This is a genomic window from Streptomyces sp. NPDC003248, assembly GCF_055563235.1.
Genome location: NZ_JBVHDT010000018.1, coordinates 66739 through 88525, shown reverse-complemented (window position 1 = coordinate 88525; position 21787 = coordinate 66739). Strand labels below are relative to the sequence as shown.

Sequence of the window (21787 nt, the reverse complement as noted above, 5' to 3'; positions counted from 1 at the left end):
CAGGCCCCGCTACTGTCCATCCATGGACGAATCACTCTCGTTCGAGAGCTTCTACGAGGGGGCCCGGAAGGCCGCTTGGAAGGCCATGGAGGACCACGGACGCCGGGAGTACGACGAGTTCGCCCTGCACTCTGGTGTCGCCATCGAGCGGCTCGCCAAGGCCACTCTGGTCATGAGGAACCCGATCTACCTGGTCGAGATGCGCAACGGCAACGCAGACCTGCTGCTGCACTTCGGCGGCGACCTAGAGCTGGACATAAACAAGGTCCGCACCGTGAGTGCCAGTGAAGCCCTTAAACGTCTTCGACGCATAGGCGTCCTTCCTCCCGACCCTCAGCTCGACCTGCTGATCGAACTGCGGAACGGCACGGCTCACACAACCATTGGAAATCAGGCCAAGACGCTCCTTCCACCCTTCACCGAGACCGTCGCAACCCTGCTGGTGGAGGTCGGCACGAACTTCCACGCGTTCTGGGGTCGGTGGTCGAGCGCGGTGCTCGTTGCCGTCGACAAGGAGCGTGACGAAATCCAGCGGGACGTCGAGATCCGGATCAAACAGGCCCGACACGTCTTCGAGGATAAGTTCAAGGGGCTACCCAAGGAACTTAAGGATCAAGTCCTCGAAGGGGCTAAGCCGCAGGCCCTAGGGTTCGATCCAGGCCTGGACGCAAGATGGCTGGACGATTTGCCCGCAAGTGGACATTACTTCCATCTTTCCACGGTCGACTGTCCTGCATGCGCGGGGCCCGCCATGGTCAGACTCCTGCCTTCCGAGCAGGACACCGCCCCTACCGGCATGGACATGCTGCACTGCAATCTATGCAATCTGTACCTGGTAGGGCAGGGCGAGGTGAAAGCGTCCGGCGCGAGGAGCCCTTTTCAGAGCAGTACACATCCTCGGCTCATAACGATCACCGGCGTTGGACCTATACCCGTCCGGGATCCCGAACCGGCGACCGAAAGCTGATCCAGACCCCCAAGCCCCGGTCCCCCAGCCGGGGCTTTCGTATACCCCCACAGCGCTGGATCCTCCTGCGCACACCCCGCAAGGAGGTCCCCTTGTCGATCTCTGATCTGCTCAGGATCGCCGCAGCCGAGGACTCCGGCCCCGACGTCGGCAAGCTGATAGGCCAGTTCGCTCAGTACGGTGTCGTCGGCCTGGTCGTGGTCCTGCTGATCCTCGGCGTCATCGTGCCGAAGTACGTCATGACGTCTCTCACGGCCGACCGCGACAAGTGGCGAGAGGCGTTTGAAAGGGAGCGGGAGGCGCACCAGGCAACGCGAGAGCAACTCGCCAAGGCCGAGGAGCGCGGAGACGTCGCGGTCGAGCAGGGCAAGACCTTAACCCACCTCCTTGAAGAACTCGGCCACCGTCCCGCACTGCCCGGGAGCGCATGACATGTGGCCTTTCACCCGACGTACACCCCTGTCCTCCGTCGAAGCGGAGACCGCGAAGAGGGCCGCCGAGAAGTCCCTCCGAGACGCGCTGGCCCATCACCCCGAGGTGGAGGCCAAGCTCACCGAGAGCCGCCGGGTGAAGGAGCAGCTCCAGGCCCACAACCGCGCCAACCGGTACAGCGACTGGATCGAGTCCGTCGTCCTCGGCCGGCTCAGCGGCGGCTGAAGGAGGTCCCATGCTCTACGCCCTGACCCTCTACGTCCTCTTGGGCGTCGGCCTTGCCGCCTCGATCGGGTTCCTCGTCCTCCACCGTCCCCGGCATCCCTTCCGGGTCACCGAGGTCAACGCCTCAGGCTGGGTCGTCATCATCGGCCTGATCTACGCCCGGTCGCTCCTGCTGCTGGGAATCCGCGGCACTTCTCCCCCGGAGCCCTGGTGGGACGTCGTCCTGTCCCTCGGGCTCCTCGCGGGCACCACAGCGCTCCTCCTGGTCCGGTTCCTCTCCTACCTGCGGTACCTCCGGCATCACCCCGAGGACCCACCCACGGCCTCCTGAGCCGCCCCACCGCCCCCTCCGGTCTCATCCGCAGGGGGCTTCTTCATGCCCGCCAGACACCCGAGGAGCCCCTATGTCCAACCTCTGGCTTCCCGGTGCCGAGAAACTCGACACCGGCGACCACGCACCCACCCACGGCGGCCCGGCGAAGGCCATCGCGCACATCACCTGGGACCGCAACGCATCCAAGGCCAAGCCCCAGGACCTCGTCCCGTACGCCAACCTGCGCTCTTACTTCTCGGGTGGCGGCAAGGCCTCGGCGCCCCACATCCTGTGGGATCCGTTCACCGGCCGCTTCGTACAGTTCCTCCCGGCCAACAACCGCTCGAAGTCCCTCGCGGACGTCTCCGGCGGCACCCGGACCAACCGGGCCGGCTCCGTGGTCCTCCAGATCGAGGCGCTTTTCTTCCCCTGGTGCCGTGTGAACGGGAAGGTGTACGAGAAGCTCACCGACACCCCGTGCAAGGGCTGGGACGAGCTGCACGCCTGGGTGAAGTCCTGGGGCGTCCCGGAGGTCTGGCCGATGGGCAAGCCGACCGGCTTCACGGGCCACCGCAGCGAGAGCGTATGGAGGACCACCGCCGGATGGTACGCGCACGCTCACGTCCCCGAGAACAACCACACGGACCCTGGAACCTGGCCCGCCTTCCCGGCCTCTCCTGCAACCAAGACGAAGGTCTCCCTGAAGCACGTCGTCGAGGCGGCTCAGAAGGACCCGAAGCTCGCCCAGGGCCAGGGCACCCATCCCGCCGACGTGAAGCCCGTGGAGGCCGCTCTGAAGGCCGAAGGGCTCCTGTCCGCCACCTACGCCTCGGACGGATCCTTCGGGTCCACCACCGTGGCCGCGTACAAGCGGTTCCAGCAGACTCTGGGCTACACCGGCTCGGCTGCCGACGGCATCCCCGGGGAGACCTCCCTGAAGAAGCTGGCGGCCAAGCACGGCTTCACCGTGACGGCTTGACCTTCGGGGACCTGTCGCATCCGGTCGCAGGCGTTGATCACGTCGTGCGCGAAAACGACCTGAGTTGATCATCTCGGACGAACCGAAGATTCCGGAGATCCGGCTCGCGTATCGTCCCCGGTGGCGCCTCCGTGGTGCTCCTGGTGAACTCTCTGGCGAGAAACACCACTACGCCCCGATCTCCCTCGCGGAGGTCGGGGCGTTTTCTTCGTTCGGGCGGAGTCCTGGTTCAACCGTTCGGTATTGACCGTGACTGTCCCGATGAGTGACCGTCGTAGAAGTCCGTAGAAGCCACGGGAATTGGGGAGAGCCATGACGCTACGGTTCATCGCGAAGGACCCGAACACCAACGGCGACAACTGCCCGACCGTCTGGGTGGACGAAGACACGAAGGATCTCGTCATCCAGGGGTGGAAGGCCGACGACGAGACGGAGCGGGAGTGCCTGAAGACCGGAAGCATCCCCGACACCGAGGCGGTGGTCCGGCTGCCCGCCCGCATGATGGCCGCGATCAGGGAGGCGTGTGATGCCGCAGACGGTTCCTCCGTTCGCTGACCTGCTGGCGCGCTGCCGCCGCAGTGCCGTCCACCTGGAGACCCGCGACGTCTACGCCGTACCGGAGGAGGATGAGGACTTCGCGGCCTGGCGGGCCGGGCGGGAGTATGACCTCGAAGATCGCTCGTCGTGGTGGAACGGCTTCCACGACTCCGTGGCCGATGCGGTGAGCCGCGGAGTCACCGTTCGTCGTGCTCGTGTCGTCTCCGAGCCGGTAACCGAGTACATCCGCTACGAACACTCATGCACGCCGCAGAACCTGGCGGCCGGCGAGGATGTCCGCTGGCTGCCTCGCCGTCTGGCCTCCGACCTGCTGATCCCCGGCAACGACTTCTGGCTGTTCGACAACGACCTGATCCGGTTCGGCCTGTTCTCCGGTGACGGGGCCTTCGTCGAGCACGCCCTCTGCGACGATCCCGTTGTGATCAAGAACGTGTCCGAGTCGTTCGAGGCCATCTGGAACCGCGCGCTTCCGCACGACCGCTACACCGTCTGAGTACCGAGGTATGACCGAGTCGCCAACAGCCGCCGTACAAGCTGCCCGACGCCAGCTCGCCACCCGTCTGCGGGAGATCCGCACGGAGGCGGGGCTGACGGCCACGGAGCTTGCTCGGCGGCTGGACTGGTACCCCTCGAAGGTCTCCCGCATCGAGAACGCCCGGACTCCGCCGGCGATAGCCGACATCAGGGCCTGGTGCGCGGCGTGCGGGGCCGACCGTGCCGTGGACGATCTGGTGGCCTCCGCCCAGTCCGCCGATTCCATGTACATGGAGTGGCGTCGCCTTCAGCGCACCGGGCTGCGCCACCTCCAGGAGTCCCGTGTCGAGCTGTACGAGCGCACGAGTCTGTTCCGGGTGTACTGCTCCACCGTCATCCCCGGACTGCTCCAGACGTCCGCGTACGCCACTGCTCTCCTGGAGTCGATCGCCCGCTTCCACCGCACCCCGAACGACGTGGCGGAGGCCGTTGAGGCCCGGATGAAGCGGTCCCGGGTGCTCTTCACGGCGGGGAACCGCTTCTCGGTGCTCGTGGAGGAGTCCGTACTCCGGTACCGCATCGGTGATGCCGAGACGATGGCCGGGCAACTGGGCTACCTGCTCACGCTGATGTCTCTGCCGTCCGTCAGCCTCGGCGTGATCCCCTTCTCCGCACAGCATCCGGCATGGCCTCTGGAGACGTTCAGCGTCTTCGACGACACCCGAGTGCACGTGGAACTCCTGTCGGCAGCGGTCAAGATCACCGCTCCGAGCGAGGTCGAACAGTACGTGAGGGCCTGCAAGATGCTGAGCCGTTCGGCCGTCTACGGCGCCCAGGCCCGCGAGTTGGTCACCGAGGCGATTGCCCATCTCGGGTAGACCACATAGAAAACCGTAGAAACTCCTTGAGGTCCCGCTGACGCCTTTTCTACGGTCACTGCAACCGACTTGCTCCGGGGATTCTGCCGATCGGGCCGACCTGTGATGCGAAGTAGGCGGTCCTGATCGTTCGACAGCGGACGAGGTTCCGATGATCCTGCCAGCGAAGCCGCACCATACGGGCCATCCCGGCTACTCCGAGACCCTCCCGGGTCTGGAAGAGAGTGCCGAGGTCGCCCGCAAGCTCGTCCGGACGGCCCTGGCGGCCTGGTACCTGGAGGAACTCACGGACACCGCCATACTGCTCGTCTCGGAACTGGTGGCCAACGCGGTCAAGCACACCAACAGCCGTGTGATCCGGGTCGTCATCCTCCGTCCAAGTGAACGGTCGGTGCGCATCGGGGTCGTCGACAAGGCCCGCGTACTGCCGGAACTGGTCAGTCCCGGTGACGATCTCCTCACCTGCGGCCGGGGACTCTTCCTGGTCGATGCCCTGGCCGAGCGCTGGGGCACCGACGTCTACCGCTGGGGCAAGCAGGTCTGGGCTGAGCTGATGAGCGAGGCGGCCCGATGACCGAGGAGACGCCCACGGCATGGGTCGGAGATCAGGTGTACGACGCCAACGCGGACAAGGAGGGCGTGGTCACCGACGTGAAGAGCGGGACGTACATCCTGCGGCCCGTCCGCAGCCACTGGGGACAGACCTGGACGGCGTCTGACGCCCGGGACCTGACCGTCACCGTGTCGCGCCAGGAGCGCGTCAAGAGAAACCGAGAGGCGTAGCCGTGGAGAGCATCGCGTTCACCTGGCTCAGAGAGATCACCGACGAGCAGGCGTACGAGTTCCTCGACCAGGTCCTCAAGGCCGCTCAGGACGCCGGGACCCACACCGCATTCCTCCACGCGCTGGACGTCCTCGTGGCCCAGCACGCGCCCCTCCCCAATCTCCCCCACGGGGTCATGCCGTAGAGGCTCCCCCGGCCCTGTGAGGTGAGAAGAGCCCCGGCCGTCTTCGGACGGTCGGGGCTCCTTCGCGTGGTCAGAGCACGCGGCCTACGGTCTCGCAGCCGTCTTGCCGCGCTGCCTCAGTCGTCGAATTCGCCTTCTGTGACCATGTCGCCGCGCTCATCCAGCCACTGCCGCCTCCACTCGCCCTTCTCGACGTCAAAGTAGAAATCGTCCTCGGTCAAGTGCTCCTCTTCAGGAGCGGCATCAGGGCGGGTGAAGCGGACGTCACCATTCCGCTGCCAACGGTACGACCAGTCGATCTCGCTGGTGATCTGCCGGATGCTGTCGGACGGCAACACCTCTCGCGCCTCGCGGATCGCCGCCTCGACGGCGACCTCGTACGCTTCATGCGCCCGCTTGTAGCGGACCGTCGACCCTTCGGTGGCGAGATCGAAGTCGATGGTGATCTTCAGATGCTTCGGTACAGGCTTCTGCGCCATGGTCCCTCCCCTTGAGAACATGCAAGAGCGCCAGTATCGGTCCGACAGGGGATCACCCACTGCGGAACGGGTGGAAAACCCTCAAGTAGATACGTTTGAGTGAACCCGTGGTGGGCCACCTTCAGCACGTCCACCCCGCCGAGCAGCCCGGCCGCCGGGGACCGTGCCAGCGCCCGCTGCCCCGGGGGTTCCAGGTCCCCGAGCAGCAGCACCCGCAGCCCGCCCGACCGCACCAGCAGCGTCACGCTCGCGTCGTTCGGGCTCTCCGGTTCGGGAAGCGACGGGTGCCCGGCGCGGCCGGCGGCTCCAGCGGTTCCCATGAGGGCACAGAAGAGTTCCGGCCGTCCCGTGCAGTCGGGGCTCCTTCCTGTGGTCCGGCTCGGAGTCTCCCCCGTGAAGATCTCCAGCTTTGGGAACTCGTCCTCGGGTAGGTGTCCGGCTCCGAATCTCAGTGTGGTACTCCCACCATGATGAGAGCCGCCAAAGCCGAGGCTGTCTCTTTTGAGCAGGTCAGACAGCGAGAAGCACCGAAAACTGAAAGGGTGCCCTACTTCCATCGCCCGAACGGCCGGTCAAGGAGGTACTTGCCGTCGTCTCCGAGAACGAGCACGCGCATCTCGGCGTTCCCCGGGTTCGACAGCGACTCGAACTCGGCGACCGTCCAGTGGAACCAGCGCATGCAGAACAGGCGCATGGCGAGGCCGTGGGTCACGATGAGGACGTTCGGCGGGTGGTCCGGTGCCTCGAAGCTGCGGAAGAGGCTCTCCAGGAAGCCGCCGACCCGGTCGTAGACGTCGGCCCCGCTCTCCCCCTGGGCGAAGCGGTAGAAGAAGTGCCCGTAGGCGTCACGGTAGGCCTTCTGCAGGCGGACGTCTTCGCGGTCCTGCCAGTTGCCCCAGTCCTGCTCGCGCAACCGGGGCTCCTCGCGTACCCGTATCAGGTCGGGGTCGAGGTGGAACGCGCGAAGGGTTTCGTGTGTCCGCCGGTAGGGCGAGACGTACACGCTGACGCGCTCGGAGCCGAACAGTTCCCGGAGGGTCTTCCCCGTCTCCTCCGCCTGCCGCCAGCCCCGCTCGGTCAGAGCCAGTGCGTGGTCCGGTTCACGCTCGTACACGGTGTCATCAACATTGCCCGTTGACTCCCCGTGTCGGACAAGGACGATGCGCCGTGGTCGTGCCATGCCGAAACACTAGATCGGGTGGCGGCCGATCGGGCAATCGAACGGTCCCTGTACGGCGTACGTCACATGGATCCCACGCCGGAACGCCCACGAGGCCGCACTCACCGCGAGTCCGGTTCTCAAACCGTCCAGGTCGGTTCGAGGGGCACGATGTCACCGGTGAGGGAGGAGATGTCCGCCTCGATCTGGGCGCGCAGCGCGAGCCGCTCGACCCGCTCGGTACGGTACTTGCCGTGCTCGGCCTCCGAGCGCCACATCGACAGCACCAGGAACTCGTGGCCCGGCGCCTCCGCGAACAGGCCGCGGATCATCCCCGGGGAACCGGCCATGGCGGGGTTCCACACCTTCTCCTGCATGAGCGTGAAGTGCTCGGCGCGCTCCTCGCGCACCCGGCACAGGGCGACCCGCAGCAGGTCGGAATCGGTGAAGCGGGGTTCGAAGCCCGTCTTCACGTCGAAGCGGTGGTCGAACAGCCGGACCTGGGCATCCGTGAAGGTGCCCGCCTGGGCGGCCGCGAGCCGGTCGTGGGAGCGCGCCATGAAGGAGTCGTAGAAGGCACGGCTCTCCCAGAAGGCGAAGACATGCGCGACGGAGGGCCGTGTCCTGCTCCAGCCCCCGCCCTGTCCCCGAAATCCCGGCTCCCCCAGAAGCCCCGCCCACTTCCGCTGCCCCCGCTCGAAACCGCGGCGGTCGACCACGGTGCAGCGAATCCACTTGACCAGCACCGCGCCATCGTACGGCCACCGGGCGTGGTGCCGGTCTCCAAGGGCACCCAGCGGTCCTGCGCGGGCGCACGCGCGCGTGGCAGGATGGACAACCGGCCCTGACGATCCGGCAGTTCGGGGCGACGACAGACGGGGAACGGGGAGGGCAGTCCGGTGAGCGGCCTCAACAAGGGGATCGGCAAGGTCGAGATAGCGCTGAAGTGGGACCCCAGTCCGGCGGGACAGCCACCCACCGATCTGGATCTGGTGGCCGCGGCCTACCTGGCGGACGATCCGCAGGGCGCCCCCGCCTACGTGGTGCACTTCGACAGCCGGTCCCCCGACGGCACCGTCCATCTCAACCGGGACAGCAAGGACGGCAAGGGCTTCGGCTGGGACGAGGTCATGGTGGTGGAGCTGAACCGGCTGGATGCCCGCTACGCGCGCGTGGTGGTCGGTGTGGTCATCCAGCAGCAGCCCGCCCATCGGACCTTCGTCAGCGTGCTCAACCCCGCCGTCCGTATCCGCGAGGGCTACACCGACCTGGCCGTGGACGACTTCGGCGGCGTCCTCGGCGCGACGGCGGCGACGGTCGCGGAGTTCAGGCGGGTCTCGGCCGACGGATGGGCGTTCGACGCCGGTGTCCGGGGTTTCGAGGACGACCCGGCGACGTTCACGCAGATCATGGGCCGACTGCACCGGAACTGATCCGCGCGCGCGAGCCGCGTACGCATGCACCAGGGCGGTGGCGCCGGGGAACCGGCTCCACCGCCCTGATCAGCAGGTCACGCCACGACGGCGCCCGGGATACTGGCGGAGACCACTTATTGCTGGCGTGTCGTATTCCTCGCCTCAGCCGCTCTTCATGCTCGACGCCGGGGACCTGGCCAGGGGTAGCCGAGCTGATCGGCAAACTCCTTCGAGCCGCCACAAACCTCGGCGACCTCGCGGGGGTCTTCGGCCGTGAGACAAGCCTCAAGGCGCTCTGCTTGGTCGCCCGGGTCGTCTCCGGAGACCGGAAGGGTCATCCTGAACTGAAGCCAGGGGCGGTCTTCTCTGATCGCGGAGCGGCCGGGATGGAACAGGAAGACGCGGATCTGGTCAGGTTCCCAGTGCCAAGCTGAGACGGCTCCCAGTTCGCATTCCCAGGTCGTCAGCCAGCCGACACGCTCCCGGAGCCGTTCTTCAAGAAGCCGGGCGACTGTTCGGGCCGGCCACTCCCAGCTGCGGTCGGTCGCGGCCCGGCGGACCTCCGCGTCGTACTGATTGACGTCGAATCGAAGCTCTGGGAGGTCGACATCGTCTTCATCCGGGTTGCGCCAGCCGCTCCAGACCACGTGCTGTCCTTCGCGCCTGATGGTCACGTAGACAGCGCCGCAGCATCCTTCCGTGCACTCGGCCTCGGCAAGCCGAACCTCGCGGGGCGTGTCTGTCGCGTGAAGCGGCGCATGCTGCCCCAACAGATACCGAGGGTCATCTGCCGGCCCCTCGTCGAACACGTCGGCCAGGATGTCTCGTCCGTTGATGATCGGTCGGCATTCCACGGCGCCGTGTCGGCTTCCCAGCGGTGGCACGACGATGCGGAGGGACAGCAGATGCGGTTCTGTGGTCATTGGCTGATGGTCTCGGAGTCAGTGGCAGTTGTCCTGCGTGTTTCTGCTTGAAGGGAGACGGGGGACTCCGTCCTGGACATCCTTGCCTGAATGCCTCTGCATGTCGTGGGCGCGGGCGGCGAGGTAGTCGACCCAGGAGGTCTTGGCGAACCCAGCCCAGCGAACTGCGGTGTTGGGGTAGAGGCCGAGGATGCTCGCGAGGACCGGGGCGGGCAGGTCACCGGCGAGCGCGACCAGGGCCGCGTTCCGGGCCGGTCTGGTGTCGATGCCGTGGGGCAGGAGTTTTGAGCTGAGGCCGGTCTGAGAGGTGGGGCGGCCGGGGACCAGACCGGGGAAGAGCCATGGCTCGCCGCGGTTGGTGCGGGTGAGGGCGGCCCGGGTGTGGGGTGCTTCGGCCAGCTGGTGGAGGAGTCTGGCGAGCCGGGGCGGCAGCAGGATCGGGTGCCGGTCGACGGTGAGGTAGCTGTTGCCATCGCGGTGAACGAGTTGGGTCGCGGTCAGGTGCCGGACGTGGGACGCGTGCAGGCCGAAGAGCAGGATCAGTGCGCCGGCGGCCCTGGTGTCCAGAGCCATCGTGGAGTCGGTCAGGCACCGTTTCAGCAGCCGCCAGCGGCCGTCTTCGTCCATCAGCTGGCTGGGCTGCTGACGCGGAATGGAAGGGACAGTGAGCTTGCCAGTGAGGCCGCGGCCGGTGGTCCAGGACAGGAAGTAGCGAATCGCGTAGGTGCGGGTGTTGCCCGCGTCCAGCCAGCGGTCGAGGCCGTCTTGCCGAAGTCCGCCCAGGTCGAGGCCGTGCTCGTCCAGCCAGGCGAGGAACTCCAGAGCCACCAGAACACGGGTGCGGAGGAACGAGCCCGGCTCCGCCGGGCGGCGTCGCTGGGCGGCACGTCGTCGGGCTCGCCGCAGCAGGTGCCAGTGCGCGTAGGGACGGACCATCTGGACGTGGCCGACGGGACGGTCGGCCAGGACCGTGTCCAGCCAGGCAGGGATGCGGTCGAGTTCCTCATCTCGCCCTGGGAGGGCTCCGAGGTGTACCAGGGTGTGGCGGACGTAATGCAGGTGTCGGCTGGGTGGAAGCTGATCGAGACGTTGGTGGGTGATCGGTTCTCCGGAGGCGGCCAGGCTGGCGAAGAGGGCGGCGTTCGGGCTGTGCTTGAGCCAGTGCAGGATGCCGCGGGGCCGCTCGGCAAGGGCGAGAGCGTCCCGCAGCGGCTGTAGCTGTGCCGGGATGTGCCCGTCGGGGCCGGCCAGCAACTGTTGGAGGCGGGCGGTGAGCACGCAGCGGGCGCATTGGGCGTCGGCGTAGGTCCGGCCGCCGAGTCCGCAGGTGCGGCAGGTGTAGTCGAAGGCGGTGCCCGCGCAGGCTCCGCAGATCCCGGTGCCGTCCTCGGCGATGCCGATCAGTGGCTGGTGGCGGCCGCAGCCAGTGCAGGTCGCGGGCGCGTCCAGCACGACGGTGTAGCAGGTCGAGCAGACCGGGCCGATCGGCCAGCGGGTGTGGACGCGGCGGGTCCGACCGCAGCGGCAGCACTCCTGGGTCAGCCCGGGACGGCAGGTCCGGCATGTCCATGCGCCGTCCGTCGCGCGGTGGCAGGGGCGGACTTTCCCGCAGGTGGAGCAGGTCTTGGTGGGCCCGTTGCAGCAGTCCTCGCAGATGTCCGGCCGCGAGCCAGTGGCCCGACGAGCGATGCGTCGTACTTGTCCGCAGCGGCCGCATTCCCTGACCGGCTTCTGTTGCTGGTGGTGGCAGGACGCGCAGAGCGGCCCGTCGGGGCCGTTCGTCTTGGCTTGGCCGAGGGTGCCGCAGCTCACGCAGGTGTACTGAGGGCCGGTCCAACAGGACGCGCAGAGCGGCGAGTTATCCGGACGGCGGGTGACCGGCATGCGAAGTTGGCCGCAGGCGACGCATTCTTCGACGACGTCCGGGTCGACGCGGTAGCAGGAGTAGCAGATGAGGCCCTCGGCTCGGCGGGCGGCGAGCCTGGTGTCGGTGCGACCGCATCGATCACAGGTGCCCTTGCTGCTGCGGGCGGAGCAGTTGACGCAGAGGCGTCCGTTGGGGCCGAGCCGTGGGAGGTCCAGGTTGGACCTTCCGCAGTCGGTGCAGGCCGGCCGGACCACGGCTGTGTGTCCCGTGGAGTGCAGGACCTTGGCAAGGCGGACGATGACAGGCGGGCAGTGGGCTTCACCGGAGATCAGGGCCTGGGGGTGGTCGGCGAGGTGCTGGTCGAGGTCGCGGAGCGCGATGCCCCGGCCGGCCCGTGCCTCGGAGACAGCCTGAACGGCCTCCGCCCGGTCGAGGCCCGGCAGTGAGGCAGTGAGCGCGGTGATCACGCGGTCCAGAGCCGCCTGTCGCTGTTCGGCTCGCTGGCGGTCGCGGGCCTTGGTCATAGTCCCTCGGGCCGGCGGATCGTGGTCCGGCGGGCAGTCGGCAGCGGCCGGACCGGTGCCTCGTCTGCGGTCTTGCGAATCTCCTCGTTGACGACCCGGACCTCAATGAGGTCGCCGGGCTGGCAGTCGAGGATGTCGCAGAGCGCCGCGAGGGTGTCCATCGACAGCCGCTGCGGGGGCTGGGTGACCAGGCGGAAGACCTGTTCACGGGAGAGCGTGATGCCCCGTTCGACGAGCGGCCCGACCAGGTCCGTGGTCTGGAACATCTGCCGGGTGGCCATGATCTGCCGCAGGTGCCAGTGATAGCCCATCTTCTTGATCACGTCTCGTCGTCCTCCCAGAGATCGCCATGGCGTTCCTTCAGCACCCGCTGCAGCAGCCGGTTGCGGTACTCGTCGGAGACACCGGTGTAGATCGCGGTGGTGCTGGCGTAGGCGTGGCCGACCTGGTCCTGGACGAACCGCTCGGGGTAGCCGAACTCGACAAGATGCGTGACATAGCTGTGGCGGAGCCCATGCAAGTCGAGTTCTTCGGGCAGGTCCGCGGCTTTGCGGGCGGTCTCGAAAGCCTCGTCCAAGCGTCGGACGGACATCCGGCCGCGGCGTTCGGTAATCCAGAGGGCGGGGTGCTTTCCCGGGGAGAAGGCCGGGCGGATCTCCTCCAGGTACTGGTTGAGGAGGCCGACGCTCCAGTCCAGTTCGGGGACGGTCAAGACGGTGCGGCGCTTGGGCGGGCCGCCCTTGGAGGACTTTCCGTAGCGCACGAACAGGCCGCCAAACCGGCCGTACTGCGGCATCTTCGGATTCCGCCACAGGTCAGCCAGGTCCAGCCCACAGGCTTCCTGGCGGCGCAGCCCGTAGGCGTAGACGGTCTTGAGGAGGATCGCGTCCCGAAGGGCGGCAAGCGAACCCTTGCGGCGCCGCGCCCGGATCTCGGCGACCCGTGCGTCCGCCGCGTCGAACAGAGCCTGGACCTCGTCGTAGGTCAGCGGGCGCCGACCGGCGTCGCCCTCGTACTCGCTGCTGTGGGTGACCGTGTTCCACTCGTGCAGGATCTGCACGGGCGCCTGGCCGAAGCGCTCCAGACAGCGCGCGGGCCAGCCGTAGCGAGCGTCAGTGGCGTACTCGCAGAACATCCGGAGGGCGTTCTGGTAGTTCCGCCCGGTGGACACGGCGAACTTCTTCCGCCGCGACCTCAGATGGTCGATGAACGCCTCAACCTCGGCAGGCTCCCACTGCCAGGGGTACTGATTGGTGAACTCCGCGAACCGCCGCACCACCGACAGTCGCGGCTTGATCGTCCCGTCCTCGTCCAGGAACCGGGTCCTTTGTTGCCGGGCCCAGCCGTCCAGCATTGCCTCAAAGACCGCCGGCTCAGGGTCCAGATGCACGACCCCGTCCGCCAGCACCAGGTGCGCGGCACCCGGCAAATCCACCCCTCGACTCACGATGCATCTAACGCAACATCGTTGAATCGGTTACGGCGGCGCGTCTGGCCAGCGAAAACGGGACTGGCCGCCCCGGGGGTAGGCCCAGGGCGGCCAGGCATCACTTCTTCTTGGTCTTGCCGGACTTGGTCTGCGACAAGGCACTGGCCGCCACAGACTTCTGCGCCGCCGTCGACTTCGAACTAGCCAGCTGCTTGCTGGCCTTCGACGCGACCTTCTTGCTGGTCTGACGCTTGTTCGCCATGTTCATCACTCCCTTCCTGGTTGCTTTTGCATCGCAGACCAGGACGTGATGTCATGCAGGTTCCTACACCGCGCAGGACACAACGTTCCTGACTGCAACGACCGCCCGGCCCCCTACAAGGCTGGGCGTTCGTCATTCCAGAGGCTTGCGCCCCCAGAACGATCTCTTCTCGCGCCTTCGGCGCGACACGCGCGCTCCTCGAACGCAGTCGTGGTGTACAGACCGCGGAAAGGGAGGGGCGTCAGCCCAGGGCCGACGCCCCTCCCTCACAGAGATCATGCTTCGGGTTCAGCTACGCCGGGTGTTGCATCCGACGCAATTCCGCCCGGTATCAGCTGCAGCCGCTGGTCGAGCCGCAGCCCTCGCAGATGTAGCAGGAACCGGCCCGCTGCATCTTCGTGCCGCAGGAGAAGCACAGCGGGGCGTCGGCCTGGATGCCCAGCTGCATCTCCACCAGCTCGGCGCTGGTGTGGGCCTGCTTCGGGGCGGGCGCGGCCGCCTCGACCTCCACCTTCGGCGTGGCCACGGCCTTCAGGTCCGTCTGGCGCGGAGCCGACTGGGCCAGCCCCTCGACGTCGACGTCCTCCTCGGCCGGCTCGTAGGAGCCGGTCTCCAGGTGCCGCTGGCGCTCCTCGGCGGAGTGGATGCCGAGTGCGGACCGCGTCTCGAAGGGCAGGAAGTCGAGCGCCAGGCGGCGGAAGATGTAGTCGACGATCGACTGGGCCATCCGCACGTCCGGGTCGTCCGTCATACCGGCCGGCTCGAAGCGCATGTTGGTGAACTTCGAGACGTACGTCTCCAGCGGAACGCCGTACTGAAGGCCGACGGAGACCGCGATGGAGAAGGCGTCCATCATGCCCGCGAGCGTGGAACCCTGCTTCGACATCTTCAGGAAGACCTCGCCGAGACCGTCGTCCGGGTAGGAGTTGGCGGTCATGTAGCCCTCGGCGCCGCCGACCGTGAAGGAGGTGGTGATGCCGGGACGGCCCTTGGGGAGGCGCTTGCGGACCGGGCGGTACTCGACGACCTTCTCGACCGCGGTACGGATCGTGTCCTCGGCCTTCTCCGTGATCTCGGCCTTCTCCTTCTCCTTGGTCTTGGCGGAGAGCGGCTGGCCGACCTTGCAGTTGTCGCGGTAGATCGCGAGCGCCTTGACGCCCAGCTTCCAGGCCTCGTAGTAGATCTCCTCGACCTCCTCGACGGTCGCCGTCTCCGGCATGTTGACCGTCTTGGAGATGGCACCGGAGATCCATGGCTGGATCGCGGCCATCATGCGGACGTGGCCCATCGGGGAGATGGCGCGCTCGCCCATGGCGCAGTCGAACACCTCGTAGTGCTCCTGCTTGAGGCCGGGGGCGTCGATCACGTTGCCGTTCTCGGCGATGTGGGCGACGATCGCCTCGATCTGCTCCTCCTGGTAGCCCAGGCGGCGCAGGGCCTGCGGGACGGTGCCGTTGACGATCTGCATCGAACCGCCGCCGACCAGCTTCTTGAACTTGACCAGGGCGAGGTCGGGCTCGACGCCGGTGGTGTCGCAGGACATCGCGAGACCGATGGTGCCGGTCGGGGCGAGCACGGACGCCTGGGCGTTACGGAAACCGTTCTTCTCACCGAGGCGCAGCACGTCCTGCCAGGCCTCCGTGGCGGCGGCCCAGACCGGGTTGTCCAGGTCGTCCATGCGGACGGCCGCGCCGTTGGCGTCGGCGTGCTGCTTCATGACGCGCTTGTGGGCGTCGGCGTTGCGGGCGTAGCCGTCGTACGGGCCGACGACCGCGGCCAGCTCGGCGGAGCGGCGGTAGGCCGTGCCGGTCATCAGGGAGGTGATGGCACCGGCCAGGGCGCGGCCGCCGTTGGAGTCGTACGCGTGGCCGGTCGCCATCAGCAGGGCGCCGAGGTTGGCGTAGCCGATGCCGAGCTGGCGGAACGCGCGCGTGTTCTCGCCGATCTTCTGGGTCGGGAAGTCCGCGAAGCAGATGGAGATGTCCATCGCGGTGATGACGAGCTCGACGACCTTCTGGAATCGCTCGGCCTCGAAGGACTGGTTGCCCTGGCCGTCGTCCTTCAGGAACTTCATCAGGTTCAGCGAGGCGAGGTTGCAGGACGTGTTGTCCAGGTGCATGTACTCGCTGCACGGGTTCGACGCGGTGATCCGGCCGGATTCGGGGCAGGTGTGCCAGTTGTTGATGACACCGTCGTACTGGATGCCGGGGTCGGCACAGGCCCAGGCGGCCTCGGCGATCTTACGGAAGAGCGACTTGGCGTCGACCTTCTCGATCACCTCGCCGGTCATCCGCGCCCGCAGGCCGAACTGACCGCCCTGCTCGACGGCCTGCATGAACTCGTCGTTCACGCGGACCGAGTTGTTCGCGTTCTGGTACTGGACGGACGTGATGTCGTCGCCGCCCAGGTCCATGTCGAAGCCCGCGTCGCGCAGGACGCGGATCTTCTCCTCCTCCTTGACCTTGGTCTCGATGAAGTCCTCGATGTCGGGGTGGTCCACGTCGAGGACGACCATCTTGGCCGCGCGACGGGTGGCGCCGCCGGACTTGATGGTGCCGGCGGAGGCGTCGGCGCCGCGCATGAAGGAGACCGGGCCGGAGGCGTTGCCGCCGGAGGAGAGCAGTTCCTTGGAGGAACGGATGCGGGAGAGGTTCAGGCCGGCGCCGGAGCCGCCCTTGAAGATCATGCCCTCTTCCTTGTACCAGTCGAGGATCGACTCCATGGAGTCGTCGACGGACAGGATGAAGCAGGCGGAGACCTGCTGGGGCTGCGGGGTGCCGACGTTGAACCAGACGGGGCTGTTGAAGCTGAAGATCTGGTGCAGGAGGGCGTAGGCGAGCTCGTGCTCGAAGATCTCGGCGTCGGCGGGCGAGGCGAAGTAGTGGTGATCCTCTCCGGCCTTCCGATAGGTCTTCACGATGCGGTCGATCAGCTGCTTGAGGCTGACCTCGCGCTGCGGGGTGCCGACGGCGCCCCGGAAGTACTTGCTGGTGACGATGTTGACCGCGTTCACCGACCAGAAGTCGGGGAACTCGACGCCGCGCTGCTCGAAATTGACCGAGCCGTCGCGCCAGTTGGTCATGACGACGTCACGGCGCTCCCAGGCCACCTCGTCGTACGGGTGCACGCCGGGAGTGGTGTGGATGCGCTCGATACGCAGCCCCTTGGTGGCCTTGGTGCCCTTCGCTCGGGAACCTCGTGCCGGACCGCTCGCCGTCTCTGTCATGCCGCCTCCCTGTACAGGCAAAAACGCCCTGAAATGCCACGATGTTCCGTGGCACGGTGTTGTGTCTGGTACTGCGGGCAACCACACGCCTGCGCCCGCAGCAAGTCTTCTTCGCCGCCGCCCGGCCGGATCCGGGGGTCCTGGCCCCGTCCCGGCCCGCCGGTCAGTCGGCGGCGTGGGCGGGCTCGGGGACCTGCACGGTCCCTCCGCGCCCGCCGTCGTCTTCCCGGCCCCCCGCGACAGCGCCTTCGGCGTCCTCGCGGTCGTCGTCCGCGGCGGGGTGTCCCGTCTGCTCCCTGAGTTCCGCGATCGCGGCCTCGAAGTCCTCGAGCGAGTCGAACGCCCGGTAGACGGAGGCGAACCGCAGATAGGCGACGAGGTCGAGTTCCTGCAACGGTCCGAGTATGGCCAGCCCGACGTCGTGGGTGGTCAGCTCGGCGCTTCCGGTGGCCCGCACCGCCTCCTCGACCCGCTGGCCGAGCTGGGCGAGGGCGTCCTCGGTGACGGGCCGGCCCTGGCAGGCCTTGCGCACGCCGTTGATGACCTTGGTGCGACTGAAGGGCTCGGTGACGCCGGACCGCTTCACCACCATGAGCGAGCACGTCTCCACGGTCGTGAAGCGACGGGAGCAGTCAGGACACTGGCGGCGCCTGCGGATCGACGTGCCGTCGTCGGTCGTGCGACTGTCGACGACGCGGCTGTCGGGGTGCCTGCAGAAGGGGCAGTGCATGAATTCCCAACCCTCCTCACAGCAGACTCTTGCGCCCCAGGGGCCTCATGGACCCCTCGAAGCAGCCCCAAGCATAGGCGATCCATCAGCATGCGATGACCCGGGGGACCACAACTTGTGGGCCGCTGCCGCCATCCAACCACTAGATATGGGGCCTGGCCCATTCGCCCAGGCCGTTTCGCGTGTCGCACCCACGGCGCTTACGCACCGCTGTTCGGGCGTCACACCGGGCACACGAAAGCGACGCTCACGCGCGCGCACAGGCCCCGCGCCACCGCACCCACGGGGATACGGTGAGCACCACAAGGAGGACCGGTGGGACTCTCGCGCAGAGCTGGGCCCGGTTCCCGGACGAGGGGAGGGCGGATGGCAGACTGGGGCGACACCCCGCAAGGCCATCGGCCCCGGCGGGGAAGAGTACAACAATGAGCTCCCCCGTCCGCCGGTCAGCGCGTTAGCCATACACCCAAACACATGATCAAGTCAGGCAATACACGCTTTTTCACTCGAACGTGTGTTTGGCGCAACCTTTCGAAAGCAACTACCGTTGTCCAGCAGGGAGACCATCGAGAGGGGCCGACGTGACCACCACCGCAGACAGTGCCACCATCACCGCCCAGGACCGCTCCCAGGGCCGACTCGAGCCGGTGCATGCGATGAACGAAGCCACGAATCCCGAGGGGCACAAGCGCTCCCTGCCGGGCCGACCTCCAGGCATCCGGGCGGACAGCTCGGGGCTCACGGATCGGCAGCGGCGGGTGATCGAGGTCATTCGGGACTCGGTGCAGCGGCGCGGTTACCCGCCGTCCATGCGGGAGATCGGCCAGGCGGTCGGCCTGTCCAGCACCTCCTCGGTCGCGCATCAGCTGATGGCGCTGGAGCGGAAGGGCTTCCTCCGCCGGGACCCGCACCGCCCGCGCGCGTACGAGGTGCGGGGCTCCGACCAGGCGGCCGCCGTGCAGCCCACGGACACCGCCGGAAAGCCCGCCGCGTCGTACGTTCCGCTGGTGGGCCGGATCGCCGCCGGCGGCCCCATCCTCGCCGAGGAGTCGGTCGAGGACGTGTTCCCGCTGCCCCGGCAGCTGGTCGGTGACGGTGAGCTGTTCGTGCTGAAGGTCGTGGGCGACTCGATGATCGAGGCCGCGATCTGTGACGGCGACTGGGTGACCGTCCGCCGCCAGCCGGTCGCCGAGAACGGCGACATCGTGGCCGCGATGCTCGATGGTGAGGCCACCGTCAAGCGCTTCAAGCGTGAGGACGGCCATGTATGGCTGCTCCCGCACAACGCGGCGTACGAGCCGATCCCCGGCGACGACGCGACCATCCTCGGCAAGGTGGTGGCCGTTCTGCGCCGGGTCTGACACCGGCGACGGACGGGCCTTCTCGACCCGCCCCCCTGACTGGGCCCCGGGATCCCTGCGCCGGTTCCGGGGCCCTGTGCTGCGCCCGGCCGGATACCGTGCCCCCATCGGTTCAGGTCCGTCCCGGATGCGTGCGACCAGCCAGGGGCCTGCCGCTCCGGCGCGTCCGGCACGGAGAGGGCTTGCCCGGCCGACCCGCATCCGTCTTGCCGGATCGGGCCTGTCCGGCTTACCCGACCGACCCAGCCCCATGTCCGGAACGTCCGACCAGTCCGTATCGAACCTGCCCGATCAGCCCCTGCCCGGCCCGATCGGCCCCTGCGCGTGGGTCCGCCCCGGAGCCGGGACAGACCTCCCTCACCGTGCCGTCGCCGCCACCGCTTCTCCTTCCGCCTTCTTGGCCACCGCGTCGATCGCCGCCAGCGACTTCCGGACCTGGTTGCGGTCCGTGGTGTACCAGAAATCCGGCATGGACGCCTTCAGGTAGCTGCCGTAGCGGGCTGTCGCCAGGCGCTGGTCCAGTACGGCGACGACACCGCGGTCACCCGACGCGCGCACGAGCCGACCCGCGCCCTGCGCCATCAGCAGCGCGGCGTGTGTGGCGGCGACGGCCATGAAGCCGTTGCCGCCCGCGTCCTCCACCGCCTTCTGGCGGGCACTCATCAGCGGATCGTCGGGGCGCGGGAACGGAATCTTGTCCATGACCACCAGCTGACAGCTCGGCCCTGGTACGTCGACACCCTGCCAGAGCGACAGCGTGCCGAAGAGGCAGGTCATCGGGTCCGCCGCGAAGTTCTTGATCAGCTCGCCGAGGGTTTCCTCGCCCTGCAGCAGGATCGGGAACCCGGGGATGCGCGTGCGCAGCTCCTCGGCGGCGAGCTGGGCGGCCCGCATGGAGGAGAAGAGGCCGAGAGTGCGGCCGCCGGCCGCCTGGATCAGTTCCGTCAGCTCGTCCAGCATGTCCGCCCGGTCGCCGTCGCGCACGGGGCGCGCCAGATGCTTGGCGACGTACAGAATGCCCTGTTTGCGATAGTCGAAGGGCGAGCCGACGTCGATGCCCTTCCACTGGGGAACGTCCTCACCCTGTGTGCCCTCCGGGGCGAGGCCCAGTGAGGCGCCCACGCCGTTGAAGTCCCCGCCCAGTTTCAGGGTCGCCGAGGCCAGCACCACGGAGCGGTCCGTGAAGAGCTTCTCCCTCAGCAGGCCGGACACGTTGAGGGGGGCGACCCGCAGGGAGGCGCCGAAGCGGTCGTGGCGTTCGTACCAGACGACGTCGTACTCGGAGCCGTTCACGATGCGCTCCGCCACGTCGTGCACCGACTCCACGGAGGCGAGCGCCTGCTTACGCATGGCGTCCTCGTCCTGGACGGACTTGTCACGGGTCGCGCCGATCCCGGAGATGACGGTGCGTGCAGCGTCGCGCAGCGCCATGAGGGCGTACCCGAGGTCTTCGGGGATCTCCTCCAGCCGGCCGGGCAGCGCCAGCTCCATCAGCCGCTCGAAGCCTTCCGCGGCGGTCTGGAGCTGGTCGGCGGCCTTCTCGTTGACCAGCTTCGCCGCGCGGCGTACCGCGCGGTTGACCTGGCCCGGGGTGAGCTCGCCGGTGGCGACTCCGGTGACCCGCGAGACCAGTTCGTGCGCCTCGTCGACGATGAGCACCTCGTGCTGCGGGAGGACCGGGGCGCCCTCGATGGCGTCGATGGCGAGGAGGGCGTGATTGGTGACGACGACCTCGGACAGCTTGGCGCGCTCGCGGGCCATCTCCGCGAAGCACTCCGCGCCGTACGCGCACTTCGAGGCGCCCAGGCACTCCCGGGAGGAGACCGACACCTGGCTCCAGGCACGGTCGGAGACGCCGGGGGTCAGGTCGTCGCGGTCACCGTCCTCCGTCTCGTCGGCCCAGTCGCGAAGCCGCAGCAGGTCCTGACCGAGCTTGCTGGTGGGTGCGGCAGCCTCGAACTGGTCGAAGAGGCCTTCTTCCTCGTCCTGTGGCATGCCTTCGTGCAGACGGTGCAGGCAGAGGTAGTTCGACCGGCCTTTGAGCATGGCGAACTCCGGGCGGCGGCGCAGCAGCGGATGCAGCGCGTCGACCGTGCGCGGCAGGTCGCGTTCCACGAGCTGACGCTGGAGCGCCAGGGTGGCGGTCGCCACGACGACTCTCTCCCCGTGCGCAAGCGCGGGCACGAGGTACCCCAGCGACTTGCCGGTACCGGTGCCGGCTTGGACCAGCAGATGGGAGCCGTCGTCGATGGCCTCTGCGACGGCTTCGGCCATGGCCACCTGGCCGGGGCGCTCCGTACCGCCGACTGCGGCGACGGCGGCATGGAGGAGTTCGGGGAGTGAGTGCTTCGTCATAGCGCGACCACCCTACGGCCCGGCACTGACAAACGGGTGGCCATGCAGGTGACCGGTGGTGAGGACGGAGGCGTGATCACTGTTCGGACGCTTCTCGGGTCGGGCGCGGGCCGGAGAGATGAAGGGGGCCGACGGGACTGGAGGCTGAAGGGACGGAAAGTCCGAGGGAGCGGAAGAGAGCGAAAGAGGGCGGGTGCGGAAAAAAGTTCGGACGGCGGGAACCGGCTCGCAGGCCGGTCCGTTCCATGTGTGACTGCTCGATC

At 67.8% G+C, this 21787-nt stretch carries 24 protein-coding genes and 1 pseudogene; 13 read left to right on the top strand and 12 right to left on the bottom strand.

The window, feature by feature from the left end:
• Positions 1-22: 22 nt before the first annotated feature.
• The 11 genes from ACZ3KJ_RS30975 to ACZ3KJ_RS30925 all read left to right on the top strand — a co-directional run bounded on the left by ACZ3KJ_RS30975 (position 23) and on the right by ACZ3KJ_RS30925 (position 5794).
• The gene (locus ACZ3KJ_RS30975; RefSeq protein ID WP_467531825.1) at positions 23-967 is read left to right on the top strand and encodes a hypothetical protein; all 945 of its coding nucleotides are present in this window, start codon (positions 23-25) and stop codon (positions 965-967) included.
• Positions 968-1059: 92 nt separating this feature from the next.
• On the top strand, positions 1060-1398 hold the full coding sequence (locus tag ACZ3KJ_RS30970) for a hypothetical protein (protein WP_467531824.1): 339 nt from the start codon (positions 1060-1062) through the stop codon (positions 1396-1398).
• Position 1399: 1 nt separating this feature from the next.
• Positions 1400-1624 carry a DUF7620 family protein gene (locus ACZ3KJ_RS30965; protein ID WP_467531823.1) on the top strand — a complete coding sequence of 75 codons (225 nt, stop codon included), beginning with the start codon at positions 1400-1402 and terminating at the stop codon, positions 1622-1624.
• A gap of 10 nt (positions 1625-1634) precedes the next feature.
• The gene (locus tag ACZ3KJ_RS30960; protein ID WP_467531822.1) at positions 1635-1955 is read left to right on the top strand and encodes a hypothetical protein; all 321 of its coding nucleotides are present in this window, start codon (positions 1635-1637) and stop codon (positions 1953-1955) included.
• Positions 1956-2028: 73 nt separating this feature from the next.
• The gene (locus tag ACZ3KJ_RS30955; protein ID WP_467531820.1) at positions 2029-2916 is read left to right on the top strand and encodes a peptidoglycan-binding domain-containing protein; all 888 of its coding nucleotides are present in this window, start codon (positions 2029-2031) and stop codon (positions 2914-2916) included.
• 312 nt (positions 2917-3228) lie between these two features.
• Positions 3229-3471: a hypothetical protein gene (locus tag ACZ3KJ_RS30950; RefSeq protein ID WP_467531818.1), complete on the top strand. Its 243-nt coding sequence runs from the start codon at positions 3229-3231 to the stop codon at positions 3469-3471.
• Complete coding sequence (locus ACZ3KJ_RS30945) at positions 3443-3967, top strand: DUF6879 family protein (protein WP_467531816.1); 525 nt, start codon at positions 3443-3445, stop codon at positions 3965-3967. Before ACZ3KJ_RS30950 ends, ACZ3KJ_RS30945 begins: the two co-directional genes overlap by 29 nt.
• A 10-nt stretch (positions 3968-3977) precedes the next feature.
• A complete protein-coding gene (locus tag ACZ3KJ_RS30940) occupies positions 3978-4826 on the top strand; it encodes a helix-turn-helix domain-containing protein (protein WP_467531815.1) in 849 nt (282 codons plus the stop codon).
• 151 nt (positions 4827-4977) lie between these two features.
• A complete protein-coding gene (locus ACZ3KJ_RS30935) occupies positions 4978-5400 on the top strand; it encodes an ATP-binding protein (RefSeq protein WP_467531813.1) in 423 nt (140 codons plus the stop codon).
• A complete protein-coding gene (locus ACZ3KJ_RS30930) occupies positions 5397-5609 on the top strand; it encodes a hypothetical protein (RefSeq protein WP_467531811.1) in 213 nt (70 codons plus the stop codon). Before ACZ3KJ_RS30935 ends, ACZ3KJ_RS30930 begins: the two co-directional genes overlap by 4 nt.
• A gap of 2 nt (positions 5610-5611) precedes the next feature.
• Positions 5612-5794 carry a hypothetical protein gene (locus tag ACZ3KJ_RS30925; RefSeq protein ID WP_467531809.1) on the top strand — a complete coding sequence of 61 codons (183 nt, stop codon included), beginning with the start codon at positions 5612-5614 and terminating at the stop codon, positions 5792-5794.
• A gap of 116 nt (positions 5795-5910) precedes the next feature.
• Here the strand turns inward: ACZ3KJ_RS30925 and ACZ3KJ_RS30920 are convergent, their stop codons facing one another.
• The 4 genes and pseudogenes from ACZ3KJ_RS30920 to ACZ3KJ_RS30905 form a co-directional block, all read right to left on the bottom strand.
• Positions 5911-6273, bottom strand: coding sequence for a hypothetical protein (locus ACZ3KJ_RS30920; protein WP_467531808.1), 363 nt, complete (start codon positions 6271-6273; stop codon positions 5911-5913).
• Positions 6243-6595, bottom strand: a pseudogene (locus ACZ3KJ_RS30915) (hypothetical protein); the annotation flags it as partial. The gene ACZ3KJ_RS30920 and the pseudogene ACZ3KJ_RS30915, both read right to left, overlap by 31 nt.
• A 225-nt stretch (positions 6596-6820) precedes the next feature.
• On the bottom strand, positions 6821-7453 hold the full coding sequence (locus ACZ3KJ_RS30910) for a histidine phosphatase family protein (protein ID WP_467531807.1): 633 nt from the start codon (positions 7451-7453) through the stop codon (positions 6821-6823).
• Between the two features lie 119 nt (positions 7454-7572).
• Positions 7573-8178: a YdbC family protein gene (locus ACZ3KJ_RS30905; RefSeq protein WP_467531806.1), complete on the bottom strand. Its 606-nt coding sequence runs from the start codon at positions 8176-8178 to the stop codon at positions 7573-7575.
• A 153-nt stretch (positions 8179-8331) separates the two neighbouring features.
• Between ACZ3KJ_RS30905 and ACZ3KJ_RS30900 the strand changes: the two genes are divergently transcribed.
• Positions 8332-8865 carry a TerD family protein gene (locus ACZ3KJ_RS30900; protein WP_467531805.1) on the top strand — a complete coding sequence of 178 codons (534 nt, stop codon included), beginning with the start codon at positions 8332-8334 and terminating at the stop codon, positions 8863-8865.
• 155 nt (positions 8866-9020) lie between these two features.
• Here ACZ3KJ_RS30900 and ACZ3KJ_RS30895 read toward each other — a convergent pair whose 3' ends face one another.
• From ACZ3KJ_RS30895 to nrdR, 7 genes are all read right to left on the bottom strand, one after another.
• The gene (locus ACZ3KJ_RS30895; protein WP_467531803.1) at positions 9021-9770 is read right to left on the bottom strand and encodes a hypothetical protein; all 750 of its coding nucleotides are present in this window, start codon (positions 9768-9770) and stop codon (positions 9021-9023) included.
• An 18-nt stretch (positions 9771-9788) separates the two neighbouring features.
• Positions 9789-12161, bottom strand: coding sequence for an XRE family transcriptional regulator (locus tag ACZ3KJ_RS30890; protein WP_467531801.1), 2373 nt, complete (start codon positions 12159-12161; stop codon positions 9789-9791).
• Complete coding sequence (locus ACZ3KJ_RS30885; protein ID WP_467531800.1) at positions 12158-12484, bottom strand: helix-turn-helix domain-containing protein; 327 nt, start codon at positions 12482-12484, stop codon at positions 12158-12160. The genes ACZ3KJ_RS30890 and ACZ3KJ_RS30885 overlap by 4 nt, the downstream gene beginning before the upstream one ends.
• Entirely contained in the window at positions 12481-13596 is a 1116-nt protein-coding gene (locus ACZ3KJ_RS30880) for a tyrosine-type recombinase/integrase (protein ID WP_467531798.1), read from the bottom strand. The genes ACZ3KJ_RS30885 and ACZ3KJ_RS30880 overlap by 4 nt, the downstream gene beginning before the upstream one ends.
• 112 nt (positions 13597-13708) lie before the next feature.
• Positions 13709-13852: a hypothetical protein gene (locus ACZ3KJ_RS30875; RefSeq protein WP_467531797.1), complete on the bottom strand. Its 144-nt coding sequence runs from the start codon at positions 13850-13852 to the stop codon at positions 13709-13711.
• A gap of 331 nt (positions 13853-14183) precedes the next feature.
• Positions 14184-17078, bottom strand: a complete 2895-nt coding sequence (locus ACZ3KJ_RS30870) for a vitamin B12-dependent ribonucleotide reductase (RefSeq protein WP_467531796.1) — start codon at positions 17076-17078, stop codon at positions 14184-14186.
• Positions 17079-17241: 163 nt separating this feature from the next.
• A complete protein-coding gene (nrdR, locus tag ACZ3KJ_RS30865) occupies positions 17242-17808 on the bottom strand; it encodes a transcriptional regulator NrdR (RefSeq protein WP_467531794.1) in 567 nt (188 codons plus the stop codon).
• 581 nt (positions 17809-18389) lie between these two features.
• On the opposite strand from nrdR, the gene lexA reads away from it, so the two are divergent.
• Entirely contained in the window at positions 18390-19169 is a 780-nt protein-coding gene (gene lexA, locus ACZ3KJ_RS30860; protein WP_365458901.1) for a transcriptional repressor LexA, read from the top strand.
• Between the two features lie 357 nt (positions 19170-19526).
• Here lexA and ACZ3KJ_RS30855 read toward each other — a convergent pair whose 3' ends face one another.
• The gene (locus ACZ3KJ_RS30855) at positions 19527-21524 is read right to left on the bottom strand and encodes an ATP-dependent DNA helicase (protein ID WP_467531792.1); all 1998 of its coding nucleotides are present in this window, start codon (positions 21522-21524) and stop codon (positions 19527-19529) included.
• Between the last annotated feature and the right edge of the window lie 263 nt (positions 21525-21787).